This is a genomic window from SAR324 cluster bacterium (genome assembly GCA_029245725.1).
Classification (GTDB): Bacteria; SAR324; SAR324; order SAR324; family NAC60-12; genus JCVI-SCAAA005.
Genome location: JAQWOT010000219.1, coordinates 1 through 12,050, shown reverse-complemented (window position 1 = coordinate 12,050; position 12,050 = coordinate 1). Strand labels below are relative to the sequence as shown.

Here is a 12,050-nt window from a genome sequence, read left to right as displayed (position 1 = left end):
TCAAATTTTTCTGTTCGCTATATCGCAAGGGCCACACTGAGGTAACCTAAATCCTTGCTTTCAGAATTTCAAAAATTTCTCAACACGCCCAAATCCAAAATCCTTCGTGTTGTTGACAGGAGGCCTCTTTGAAAAAAGAACATCGTGTACATCCTAGATACCGTGTCCAATTGCTCGCCAAGATGGAAGAGGGACAGCGGGTTTCACACGTAAAAATAATCGATCTGAGCCTGGCAGGTTGCAGAATTGTCTGCAAACAGCTGCTCAATCCTTCAGCCCATGTTCGCCTAACCTTTTTTCTCAAAACAGAAGGTGGACATCAAGCAACCCTTCCCATCTCCTGCAGAGTAACTCGAGTATTTAAAGCAGATGAGGACAAAATAGTGGGATTGGCATTTATTGGTTCCATCCTTCCTGAAAATGGGATAGAGCAACTCATTACAGAAGCAGCGAAGGATCCAAAAGCTAAGCTCGCCTAGTTTTTGAATGTAATAAAACAATCTCCATCAAATTTCAGACTGGAAGCAGGATGCTTCGCCAGTGACTCTTTCCACTAAAGAGAATCATGAGAATCCTACTCTTCAGCGTTGTAGTTCTTACCCTCTCCAATATCAGCGGTTGTAGTACTAGTTGCACCTCCGTTATGAGTGGCAATGACACTTACAACGAATGCGTAATGCGCAACACTCTTTCTTGAAACAACAAAGTTATTTCTCCCAGAGACTACCTTCCTGCTAAGTCTTGGGAGCTCTCTTCCCCTCGAAATCCTCTCAATTTTTTCCTCCTACCCAATTTACTTCAAGAAATATCAGGCATGAGTCTATCTTAAATTCGCTTGCTTCTACCATTCAGTTGGTGATGATGCTTGGTGTTCCTTAACCTCCATTCCGAAAACATCAAAACAGGACTCCAAATGAGCAAAGCAGACGAATTCAACAAGGCGTGGGAAATGGGAATGCAGGATGATTTTTCTCTGGTAGATGCCCTTTATCATTCTGATTACATCACGATCGACCATCGAACTGGAAACCGAATTGACATTGAAGCTGACAAAGAGCTAATCAGCCAAGTGAAAGGAATGATCACAGTTGGACCCTCTAGGGTGATTTTCGAGGGCCCTACCTTTCTATGTCTTCACCGGTTTCTGAAATTCAAGGAAGATGATGCAAAGTTCAGTTCGGTAATCACTGCCATTACCTACCAGGATGGAAAAATTTTGCGCCAAGAAAGCTCTGTGGAGTCATTGAATTATGATCCTTCAGAAAATCACGACTGGTCTTGGGAAGATTTTGAGTGAGCAAGCCACAAGTTAAGAATGTGTTAATGATATTTTAATAATTAAGATTATTCATTTTCAATGTTGTACTAAGAATGAGTTTTATGAAGGAACAACTTATTCTTGGTCACCTGCTCAATCTTTAAAATCCTCAGTTGTTCCTTAAAAAACCTACGACATCCTACGTCTCAGATCGATGCATAACAAAATTGTATGATTCTATGAAATAACTTCATTTGACATTATGGATGACATAAAAGATAAAAGCGATCCCTAAATCAGGGGAGTTTCTGGCTATCTAAACGATGGAGGAATCATGAAACGAAGAGAATTTTTGAAGAGGACAGGAGCATTGGCTGGGGTAGCTGCTGCTTCTGGCCTACCTAGTCTGGCTCATGCCGCAGGCAAGCCAGTAGAGAGCATGACATTGTTGACAGCGAATGCTGGATTCGATCCGGTTCGTCCGGAGATGGGACGGTTGATCACCCAGGCTTGTAAGAAGATTGGTTGGGATGTGAAGTTGGCCGCTGAAGATTACAATATGGGTATCGGCAAGGTTTTCAACGAGAAAGACTTTGATATGTTCATTGTCCGCTGGACTGGTCGAGCGAACCGGATTGATCCAGAGACCTTCACAGCGATGATGCATCACCGTGATGGTAACTACAACAAGTGGGGTTACAATAATTCTCGGGTCAACGAACTCAGCGATGCCCAACAAGTGGAGATGGATCCGCAGAAGCGACGGGATTTGGTACTACAAATTCAAGAGACAATTTACAATGACGCAGCCAGCAGTCCAATAGTTTATCCGAGCATGACGAACGCCTACAGGGAGGATCGCCTCAAAGGAGTCGTTCCGCAAGTCGGTGAGGGAATCGGCAGTCTGTGGACAGACATTGCGGCCACAACCACCGGTGGAGATGGTTACATTCGGACTGGACAAACTTCTCCACTTAAAAATTTGAATCCGGTCTCTGTGACAGATTCCAACGAATTCAAAGAACTGCGAATGATCTATGACCGACTATTGCAGGTTGGTCCGGATGGCAGCATTGAGCCCTGGGCTGCAACATCTATTACAGCTGTTGATTCAACCACTGTTGATATCACCTTACGAGAGGGCATGACCTTCCATGATGGAAAACCGGTCACTCCGGCTGATGTGAAGTTTACCTTCGATTATCACAAACAGTGGAAGGCTCCATTCTTCATTTCTTCGTTAGAGAAGTTTGAATCGGTCACCATTACTGGCAAGAACACGTTGCGCATCAAGCTAACGGCTCCACACGCTCCGCTGATGATCAACTTCTTCGCTCAAATTTTCATTCTGCCGCAACACATTTGGAAAGACATTCCCGAGAAGGTCAATGTTGATGACGTGTTGAAGTTTGCCAATGAAAATCCGATTGGTAGTGGCCCCTTCAAATTTGACTACTGGGACCGGGGTAAGGAACTGAAGGTTTCTGCCAATAAGTCTCATTTCCGAGCTCCAAAGTGTGCGGGCATCATCCGTGTAACTTACGGTAGTCACGATGCGATGGCTGCTGCGATCGAAACGGGAGAGTGTGACCGTACACGTTACATTCTCAAGCCAGCTTTGGTAGAGGATCTGAACAAGATCAATGGTATTGTGGGCAAGGGCTACTCCAGCCATGGCTGGTATGGTTTCATGTTCAACCACCTCCGAGGCCCCCTACAGGATCCGATCTTCCGAGCAGCAATCGATCACGTAGTGCCCCGAGATGTCATCCAGGCCGTCGTGATGTCTGGTTTTGCTGACAAGGGTGGTTCTGTGATTGCGCCAGCCAATGAGTTCTGGCACAACGCCTCACTCAAAGCCCGGCCTTCCAGCACCAAGAAAGCTCGTGAGATCTTGGCTGCCGCAGGATATAGTTGGGACAGCAGCGACCGGCTGCATTACCCAGCCTGATTTTTACACCAGTTCAGTGTCTGTTCATGATGCTGAACTGGTCATCCTTCCCATGATTTGCGGCAGCAAAAGTCATGTTTGACTACATTCTGCGCCGATTGGTCTACACTCTCATCACGCTCTTCGCCGTCGCCTCGATTCTATTTGTGCTCTTCCGAATGCTTCCGGGTGAAGCCACCATGCAGGTGATCAGTCCAGCCATGGATCCTGCTGTCCAAGAAAGAATGAAAGCTGCCTTCGGTCTCGACCTTCCTGTCTGGCAACAGTACTTCATTTATCTTCAAAATTTGGTGACTCTCGAGTGGGGGCGTTCTTTTGTTTCCGCGCAGGAAGTCACATCCGTTATCGCCTACCGTTTCTGGAATACCCTGTTGCTGATGCTGACCGGCCTGTGCCTCACGCTAACCGTAGGCATTGGCTGTGGAATCTGGATGGCTTGGCGCAGGAATGGGCCACTTGATGTGGGAGGGACAATCGTTGGGCTAATTTTTCAAGCGGCTCCACCTTTCATTACTGGACTCCTGCTATTAATGGTTCTGAGTTATCGACTAGGGCTTTTCCCAACTGGAGGAATGTATCCTCCTGGCCAACGGCCAGACAGCCTGTTGGAGTTGCTGATCATGCCAGCTTTCTGGGAAAGGATTGTGCTGCCAACCATCACCGTTGGGGCCTACTATCTTGCGACACCCATGCTAGTCATGCGAGACAGTATGCTAGAAGTGCTGGGTAGTGATTATATCGAACTCGCAAAGGCCAAGGGCCTGAAACCACGTATCGTCATGTTCCGACACGCAGCTCGAAATGCCCTGTTAGGAGTCGTCACTCTGGCGTCCATCATGGTCGGCTTTGCAGTAGGTGGACAAGTTGTCGTTGAATCACTTTTCTCCTGGCCAGGAATGGGACAACTGATGGTAGAGTCCGCAGCGGCTCATGATTATCCAGTCGCACAGGGAACCTTTCTGATGCTCGCGATCTTAGTCATTGGGCTGAACTTCCTGACCGACATTCTCTACTGCTACCTAGACCCACGGATCAAGGTTTCCAACACAGGCCTGACATGACTGGAGAATATTGATGAATCATTCCTCTTCCCAAGTGATTGCCTACGATGTCTATCGGGTTCGGATTCCCTTGGTGACTCCCTATCATCTCTCCAAAGTCTACGGCACTTTGACCCATAGCGATGTTCTGATTCTGTGCGTAGAGACGTCCACTGGACTGGTGGGGTGGGGAGAAGCAGACCCTGGTGGAATTAGATTCACAGGTGACACTCCTGAGTCCACGATGCAAGAAGTTCATCGAGGAGTGCTTCAACCGATTCTTGGCCAGGAACTGAACAATTGGCAGGGACCACAGTCGCCGCTTCCTACAGGAGGATCACTCGCTGCTGCTTGTGACGTGGCAATGCATGATGCTCTCGGGCACTATCACCAAAAACCCGTTTGGGAATTGTTGGGCACTCGTCACCACCAACAGCTAGAACTGCTCTGGCCCACATCTTCGGGTACCGCAAGTGACGATTTAGCAGTTATTCAGCCTAAGCTTTCCGGGGGCTTCCGCACCTTTATGCTGAAAATGGGACACAAGCCCATTTTGGAAGAGCTGAACAGGTTGAAACAGGTGTTCGCTGCGCTACCTGAAGATGCTCATCTGATGACTGATGCCAATCAGGGCTGGACTCGTGAGGAAGCCAAGGAGTTTTTCCAAAATGTTCAGGATCTCCCACTGGTGCTGGTGGAGCAACCATTGGTGGCAGATGATCTCGAAGGACTCAACGACCTTCGCCAGTATGGCGTTCCAATTTCAGTGGATGAGAGCCTCCAGAATCCTGAAAATGCCAGAGAAATTATTGCCAAGGGTGCTGCAGATATTTTCAGCATCAAGATCTCAAAGAATGGCGGTCTACTGCGTGGCTTGGAGATTGGTAAAGCTGTCGAAGCAGATAACAAACGAGTGATGATGAACAGCATGATCGAACTTGGTATCACTCAGAGTGCTTCCCTGCATCTAGGGACAGTCTTGCCAAATCTAGTGCCTTTTGGTCACGCCTATATGTCAACTCTAAGGATGAGTGATGATGTAACAGACTTCTCTGATTGGATTCAATCTGGAACAGTTCGTCTTCCTGAGGCCCCAGGTCTAGGAGTGAAAGTGAGTGAAGAGAAAATTCGGCAATATCTTGAAGACGAATATCATGCCAGCCTCTGAACTACCACAGAACAGTGCCTGGCGCCGGATTTTGGGGGAACACTACCGAATCATCATGGGCAATCGCCTGAGCGCAGTGGGCTTTGTGTTTATCGTACTATTTCTCGTGGTTGCTATCTTCGCTCCATGGTTGGCCCCCCACGATCCTTGGGAAATGCTCTATGATCAGGAAGGAGAGTTTGCGTCGCTTCGCCCACCTTCCTGGGAATTCCCGATGGGCACGACTCATTTGGGCTACGATCTCTTCTCTCAACTGATCCTGGCAACTCGAACGACCCTGTTGATTGGTGCTATTTCAGGAGGGATCTCAATCCTGATTGGTGCTAACATCGGCCTGATTGCAGGTTACTATGGCGGAAAGATCGACGAGGTGCTGATGCGCTTCACTGATGTGCTCTACGGGATGCCTTTTTTGCCATTCATCATTGTGCTGATTTCCCTATTTGGACGCGAACTCGAGTTCGTTATCCTTGCAATCGTATTGATTATCTGGCGAACCTCTGCCCGAGTGATTCGAGCCCAAACGATTTCAATCAAGCAACGGCAGTTCATCGCAGCAGCCCGGGCTCGAGGGTGCAGTCACCTCCGCATCATTTATCGTCACATCCTGCCCAACGTCTTGCCACTACTTTTACTGTACGCAGCCTTCAACATTGCTTGGTCAATCATTACGGAAGCCAGCGCTAGTTTTCTTGGATTCGGTGACGGTGAAACGATTAGCTGGGGAGGTATGCTCTACGAACTCTGGCTATCTGGGAAGACCAGGGTAGCCTGGTGGTGGTTCACTGCTCCGTCCCTTTGTATTGTATTGCTTGTCACCTCACTCGTCTTTGTCAGTCGCGCCTATGAGGAAGTCGCCAATCCCAGACTGAGGAAGCGATGACTGGAGAACGACTCCTTCAAGTGCAGGATCTGACGGTCCGCTATCAGACGCAAATGGGGGAGATCCATGCCGTTAGCGGAGTCACCTTCTTTGTCAACAAGAACGAGGTCTTTGGAATTGCTGGAGAATCGGGTTGTGGCAAGTCTACATTGATCCGGGCGCTGATGAGGTTGCTTCCAGACAATGCGAAGATGTCTGCTCAGTCGATTGAATATGAAGGAGAAGAGCTAACTCGACTCTCCGAGGCAAAGTTCCGTGAGAAGATCCTCTGGGCTCGAATGTCCCTGGTTCCACAGAGCGCGATGAACTCCCTCAACCCCGTCTATCGTGTGGGGGACCAAGTCGTTGAAGCTATCCAGGCACACAAGAATGTTTCCAAGTCAGAGGCACGTGAGCGGGTCACTGAACTCTTTGATATCGTTGGACTCCAGCCAGACCTGATGAAGAACTTTCCACATGAGTTTTCCGGAGGAATGCGGCAAAGAGCGATGATTGCGATGTCGCTGGCATTGGATCCAGGACTGGTAGTAATGGATGAACCCACTACTGGGCTGGACGTTTTGGTTCAGGAGCGCATCCTGCGTAGAATTCGAGAAATCCGTTCTCAGATTTCTAGTTCGATCATCCTGATTACCCATGACATCGCGGTGATTGCGGAGATGAGTGATCGCATCGCTGTAATGTATGGTGGGCAAATCATGGAGCAGGCTCCAGCAAATGATCTATTCGACACACCCTGTCACCCTTACACCCTTGGCTTAAAGAACGCTTTTCCATCGATCCAAAATTTGCAGCAGAAGCTGATCTCCATTCCAGGTTCTCCACCAACCTTGTTGGGTGCTCCCAGCAGTTGTCCCTTTCTAGAGCGCTGCCCATTCTGTGTGCAGCAATGTAGCCAGAGAAATCCTGAAAACATTACGATCCAACCCTTGCACGAAGTCCGCTGTGTCCGCCATCGTGAGGCACAACTACTCCGAGAAAAAGCCAGCGAGAAGGAGACATGGCGCTCCTTGAACTGAATAACGTCACCAAACATTTTGAGGTGCGCCAGGGAGTGTTGCAGAAGCTTCAGAGGCAGCCTGTCAGCTTGATCAAGGCGGTTCAGTCCGTCAACCTGACCTTGGGTGAAAACGAAGTGCTGGGTATCGCTGGGGAATCGGGCTGTGGCAAATCCACAACGTGTTTGATGATTGCTGGGATGCTACAACCTTCGGCAGGAGAAATTCACTTCTCTGGGAAACGTGTGGACCAGTTGCTCGCTAGTGAACAAGCCTGGTATCGGAGGCAGGTTCAGATGATCTTTCAGGATCCCTATGAGTCACTGAATCCTCGCTTTCGGGTGCTGGAAACCGTTGCTGAAGGACCCCGAGCACTTAAACTTTGGCCAGAAAAAGAGATTCTTGAGCGGAGTGTGGACATGCTAGCTTCGGTTGGCTTGCCTCCAGCCAAGTATGCTGAACGCTATCCTCATGAGCTCAGCGGTGGGGAGCGTCAACGGGTTGGTATTGCCAGCGCCCTGGTGATGGAACCTCGGATGGTTGTCGCAGATGAGCCCCTATCCATGCTGGATGTCTCCATACGTGCTGGAATCCTGGATCTGCTGAAAGACCTGGCGAGCAAAAGACATTTTTCCTGCGTTTATGTCTCGCATGATCTCTCCATTCTTGGGCACATTTCAGACCGACTGATGATTATGTATTTGGGCCAGGCTGTGGAGATGGGGCCAACGTGGAAGGTCATCCGTAACCCTCAGCATCCCTACACACGGGCTTTGATCAACGCTGTGCCGGTTCCTGATCCTCGAGTCATTCGTCCGGTTCCAACGATTCGCGGTGAGGTCTCACGACCGATCAACCCGCCTCCGGGTTGTCGGTTTGCACCGCGTTGTCCTCACGCAACAACGGTTTGCCAGCAAGCCTTTTTGCAATTACAATCAGAAGAGAGTAATCCCCACCAGACTGCCTGTGTCCGTTTGGAAGAACTCAATCAGTCAAATCAACTAGCAGAAGCATCCCCATGAATACGATGAAAGCTGATGTTGTAGTAATCGGAGGCGGTGTGATTGGCGCCGCTGTAGCCTATGGACTGGCAGAGCAAAAAGCCTCAGTCGTCATGCTGGATCGTGAGGATTTTCAGTTGACAGCTTCTCGAGGAAATTTTGGACTGGTCTGGTTACAGGGCAAGGGACACGGTATGCCACGTTATGCGCAGTGGAGCCAGGAAGCCACAGAACTGTGGTCAACCTTTGCGGAAAAGCTCGAGGACCAGACCGGGATTCCCCAGTACTATCATCGAACTGGAGGCTTCGAAATTTGTGTGGGAGAGGAAGAATACAGCAAGCGAAGTAAGTTCCTCGAAGAGATGCGAACCCAGTCGCTGACAGGCACCTATAACTGTGAGATGATCAGTCGGGATGAGCTGCAGAGCATGATCCCCAAGTTGCCCTTGGGACCAATGGTTTCTGGAGCTTCCTTCTGTCCCCACGATGGCTTTGCCAATCCTCTCCATTTGTTACGAGCACTGCACCAAGCTTTCACTCAACTCAAGGGACAGTTCTTCCCAAGTGCAGATGTACAGACGATTGAGTACAACAACGATGGTTTCCTGATTCAGACCAACACAACAAGATTCTCAACCAGAAAACTCGTGATCGCCAGCGGCTTGGCTACCACCAAGTTGTCTGCTCTGGTGGGCATCAAGGTGCCCGTACGACCTCAACGGGGTCAGGTACTCGTGACAGAAAAAACGGATCACCTTTTCCCCTTCGCCACGGGACGCATCCGCCAAAATGCCGATGGGAGCTTCATGTTCGGAGCTTCCCACGAAGAAGTTGGTTATGACCTCGGTACTACCAACGGTGTCCTACAAGACATTGCCAACCATGCCCTGGCAGTCTTTCCAACCCTGAAAAACCTACAATTGATCCGCAGCTGGGGCTCCCTGCGAGTGCTCACACCTGACCAAAAACCAGTTTATGTAGAGTCACAAAGTTGCCCCGGAGCATTTGCCGTAACCAGTCACAGTGGAGTCAGTCTGGCTTCGATTCATAGTTCCTATCTAGTCGACTGGATTCTGTCCGGTCAAACCCAACCGATGTTTGAAGTTTTTGATTCTGCGAGGTTTGATGTTCCAGTCGCCGCCTAATGTTGCCAAGACAATCCAAATCACCTTTGAAGAAAAGACTTACCAGGTTGCTCCAGCACAGACTGTGGCTGCAGCCCTAATGGGTGAAGGCCACCTGATGCTACGAAAGTCGTTGGTTAGCGGAGAAACCAGGGCAGCCTTCTGCATGATGGGGATCTGTTTTGACTGCCTGCTTGAGATCGACGGCCAGCCCAATCAACAATCCTGCATGATCCAAGTTCGGGAGGGTATGAACATCCAGCGTCAATTGAAGAAAGGAGAGTGCGCATGAGCCTGCCACAATATGATTACGTGATCATTGGAGCTGGGCCCGCGGGCATGGCTGCGGCTGTCGAAGCCCGCCAACATGGACTGAATGTACTGGTGCTGGATGAACAACCAGCTGTTGGAGGGCAAATCTACAGAAACATCGAAGATCTGGAGGAACAGCGTCCAGACGAATTCCAGAAGCTGGGTGCTGATTATCAGGAAGCCTTTGAACTGGCTCAGCGATTCCGTGCATCTGGAGCCGAGTATCGGCCTGGCCGATCAATCTGGCAGATTGATCCAGATCTAACGCTATATCACATTGGGCAGGATGGAGGACCTTCAGAAACCTGCCACGCGCAACGCATCCTGATTGCCACCGGTGCGATGGAGCGACCGATGCCCTTTCCAGGCTGGACGCTTCCCGGTGTATTGGCCTGCACAGCAGCAGATGTCCTCTACAAAAGTTCTGGTTTGTTGCCCCGTGGTGAAATTGTCTTGCTGGGCAGCGGGCCCCTGTTGTTATTGATCGCCTGCCGCTTGCTGGATGCTGGAGTCAAAATTGCGGCCTATCTGGACACAAACCCACACCTCGCACCGTTTCAGGCGCTGCCATACTTACCCAAGGCTCTACGAGGGCATGAGTATCTCCGCAAGGGAATCGCCATGCTCTGGCAAATGTTTACTTCCGGAGCGAAAGTTCACCTTGGAGTCACAGGGCTGGAGGCGGATGGCGAGGGACACCTGCAAAAAGTACGATTCCAGCAAGGATCTGCTCCTTGGAAGGAGCTACCTGCAGACCTCCTGCTTCTGCATCATGGTGTGGTTCCCAACATTCAGATCACCCGACAGCTTGGTTGTGAGCACACTTGGTACGAGAAGCAGCGCTACTGGGAACCCGTACTCGATCAATGGGGTAACACCAGTATTGAGAATGTCGCTGTGGCTGGAGATTCAGGTCGTGTCTGTGGCTCAGCCAATTCAGTACTGACTGGTCGGCTCGCGGCATTAGAAACCGCAAGAGCCCTAGGTAAGATCGATCTGGCACAACAGACTGCTCTCGCAGCTCCTCTGTTGAAGAAACAGGATCAAGAGTTGGCGATTCGTCCTTTCCTCGACACACTCTTCCCACCCAGACATCCATGGTTGGTTCCAAAGAATGAGGAGACTCTGGTCTGTCGCTGTGAAGAGGTTCGTGTTCGTGAGATCCGAGATGCCGTGCGCTTGGGTGCCCTGAGCCCTGATCGGGTCAAGCCAATGGTGCGTTGTGGAATGGGTCCCTGCCAGGCGAGGATGTGTGGGTTGACCGTCTCTGAGATCATTGCCGATGAGCGTCAGGTTTCTCCGGCAGATGTTGGTTATTTTCGGGTGCGTTCGCCCATCAAACCGGTTACCCTTGGCCAGTTGACCGGTGTTGAGTAAGCCCATGGTTCCATTCATCCTCCCTTTTCATCCCATTTTCTGTCCTGCATGAACTACCGACAGTTAGAAGCCTTTCAGGCGGTCTTTCGTGCAGGCAGCTTCACCCTGGCTGGAAAACTCCTCTTTGTTTCCCAACCTGCAGTCAGCCGGCTGATTCTGGAACTTGAACAGGAAATCGGCTTCAAGCTCTTCGAACGACACAAGAACGGACTGCAACCCACCCCAGAAGGACAATTGTTCTTCGATGAGGTCGAGCAATCCTTCATTGGCCTTCGGGAACTGGACAAAACCGCAGAATCCATCCGAATGCTGCGTCAAGGCAATTTACGCATCATCGCTATGCCTGGGGTTGCCCATTTGATGCTCCCAAAGGTCTTGCAACGCTTCTGGGAACACTACCCACAGATCAACGTTGAAGTCGAGAGTCACCCGAGGACTGTTGTGCTTGACTGGATTCATACACGGCAATATGACATTGGGTTGGCCAATTTACCGATTGATCGCCGAGAAATCGAAATTGTGAAGATCTTTGAAGTCCGCATGGTCTGCGTGATGCCATCAACGCACCGACTGGCAACACGAAAAAGAGTCCATCTGCGTGACTTGCACGGAGAGGATCTTATCGCATTTCCTATCGGCAGCTACGTCCGCCATGAGGTGGAAAAGTTGCTCAAGCTGCATCAGGTCGAATGCCGGATCAAACTCTCAACCCGGTCTACAGGAGATATCTATCAGTTTGTCAAACATGGTGCGGGTATCAGCCTTATCTTTCCCTTCGACCAATTCGGTGACAGCACCATTCCCGGGCTGACCTTCTGTGAACTGGAAGAAGAGTATGCGATGAAGATCGCCGTTTTTCGCTCTCATTTCCGCAAATCTTCCCTGGCTGGAGAGCACTTGCTCAACCTGATGACCGATATGATCGAGAAAGCTCTTCC

The 12,050-nt window shown here is 50.0% G+C and carries 12 protein-coding genes; all 12 read left to right on the top strand.

Translation table 11 applies throughout. The features are described 5' to 3' along the window. Positions 1 to 128 precede the first annotated feature (128 nt). On the top strand, positions 129 to 479 hold the full coding sequence (locus P8O70_11655) for a PilZ domain-containing protein (GenBank protein ID MDG2197519.1): 351 nt from the start codon (positions 129 to 131) through the stop codon (positions 477 to 479). Between the two features lie 434 nt (positions 480 to 913). Continuing rightward, positions 914 to 1,297: a hypothetical protein gene (locus P8O70_11650; GenBank protein ID MDG2197518.1), complete on the top strand. Its 384-nt coding sequence runs from the start codon at positions 914 to 916 to the stop codon at positions 1,295 to 1,297. 295 nt (positions 1,298 to 1,592) lie between these two features. After that, complete coding sequence (locus P8O70_11645) at positions 1,593 to 3,209, top strand: ABC transporter substrate-binding protein (protein ID MDG2197517.1); 1,617 nt, start codon at positions 1,593 to 1,595, stop codon at positions 3,207 to 3,209. A gap of 74 nt (positions 3,210 to 3,283) precedes the next feature. Next, positions 3,284 to 4,270 (top strand): ABC transporter permease, encoded by a 987-nt coding sequence (locus P8O70_11640; protein ID MDG2197516.1) that lies wholly within the window; start codon positions 3,284 to 3,286, stop codon positions 4,268 to 4,270. A 13-nt stretch (positions 4,271 to 4,283) separates the two neighbouring features. Next, positions 4,284 to 5,417, top strand: a complete 1,134-nt coding sequence (locus P8O70_11635; GenBank protein ID MDG2197515.1) for an enolase C-terminal domain-like protein — start codon at positions 4,284 to 4,286, stop codon at positions 5,415 to 5,417. Continuing rightward, positions 5,404 to 6,300 (top strand): ABC transporter permease, encoded by an 897-nt coding sequence (locus P8O70_11630; GenBank protein ID MDG2197514.1) that lies wholly within the window; start codon positions 5,404 to 5,406, stop codon positions 6,298 to 6,300. The genes P8O70_11635 and P8O70_11630 overlap by 14 nt, the downstream gene beginning before the upstream one ends. After that, positions 6,297 to 7,319 (top strand): ABC transporter ATP-binding protein, encoded by a 1,023-nt coding sequence (locus tag P8O70_11625; protein MDG2197513.1) that lies wholly within the window; start codon positions 6,297 to 6,299, stop codon positions 7,317 to 7,319. The genes P8O70_11630 and P8O70_11625 overlap by 4 nt, the downstream gene beginning before the upstream one ends. After that, a complete protein-coding gene (locus P8O70_11620; GenBank protein MDG2197512.1) occupies positions 7,301 to 8,320 on the top strand; it encodes an ABC transporter ATP-binding protein in 1,020 nt (339 codons plus the stop codon). Before P8O70_11625 ends, P8O70_11620 begins: the two co-directional genes overlap by 19 nt. Beyond that, a complete protein-coding gene (locus P8O70_11615) occupies positions 8,317 to 9,444 on the top strand; it encodes an FAD-dependent oxidoreductase (GenBank protein MDG2197511.1) in 1,128 nt (375 codons plus the stop codon). Before P8O70_11620 ends, P8O70_11615 begins: the two co-directional genes overlap by 4 nt. Next, positions 9,425 to 9,715, top strand: coding sequence for a (2Fe-2S)-binding protein (locus P8O70_11610; GenBank protein ID MDG2197510.1), 291 nt, complete (start codon positions 9,425 to 9,427; stop codon positions 9,713 to 9,715). Before P8O70_11615 ends, P8O70_11610 begins: the two co-directional genes overlap by 20 nt. Continuing rightward, entirely contained in the window at positions 9,712 to 11,112 is a 1,401-nt protein-coding gene (locus P8O70_11605; GenBank protein MDG2197509.1) for an NAD(P)/FAD-dependent oxidoreductase, read from the top strand. The genes P8O70_11610 and P8O70_11605 overlap by 4 nt, the downstream gene beginning before the upstream one ends. Before the next feature lie 48 nt (positions 11,113 to 11,160). Next, positions 11,161 to 12,050 (top strand): LysR substrate-binding domain-containing protein (locus P8O70_11600; GenBank protein MDG2197508.1); only part of this gene is annotated, 890 nt, incomplete at its 3' end.

Bases quoted from the DNA above. Each gene is read 5' to 3' on its own strand.
- P8O70_11625 (MDG2197513.1), top strand. From the start codon at position 6,297: ATGACTGGAGAACGACTCCTTCAAGTGCAGGATCTGACGGTCCGCTAT.
- P8O70_11630 (MDG2197514.1), top strand. From the start codon at position 5,404: ATGCCAGCCTCTGAACTACCACAGAACAGTGCCTGGCGCCGGATTTTG.
- P8O70_11610 (MDG2197510.1), top strand. From the start codon at position 9,425: ATGTTCCAGTCGCCGCCTAATGTTGCCAAGACAATCCAAATCACCTTT.
- P8O70_11645 (MDG2197517.1), top strand. From the start codon at position 1,593: ATGAAACGAAGAGAATTTTTGAAGAGGACAGGAGCATTGGCTGGGGTA.
- P8O70_11615 (MDG2197511.1), top strand. From the start codon at position 8,317: ATGAATACGATGAAAGCTGATGTTGTAGTAATCGGAGGCGGTGTGATT.
- P8O70_11650 (MDG2197518.1), top strand. From the start codon at position 914: ATGAGCAAAGCAGACGAATTCAACAAGGCGTGGGAAATGGGAATGCAG.
- P8O70_11640 (MDG2197516.1), top strand. From the start codon at position 3,284: ATGTTTGACTACATTCTGCGCCGATTGGTCTACACTCTCATCACGCTC.
- P8O70_11620 (MDG2197512.1), top strand. From the start codon at position 7,301: ATGGCGCTCCTTGAACTGAATAACGTCACCAAACATTTTGAGGTGCGC.
- P8O70_11605 (MDG2197509.1), top strand. From the start codon at position 9,712: ATGAGCCTGCCACAATATGATTACGTGATCATTGGAGCTGGGCCCGCG.
- P8O70_11635 (MDG2197515.1), top strand. From the start codon at position 4,284: ATGAATCATTCCTCTTCCCAAGTGATTGCCTACGATGTCTATCGGGTT.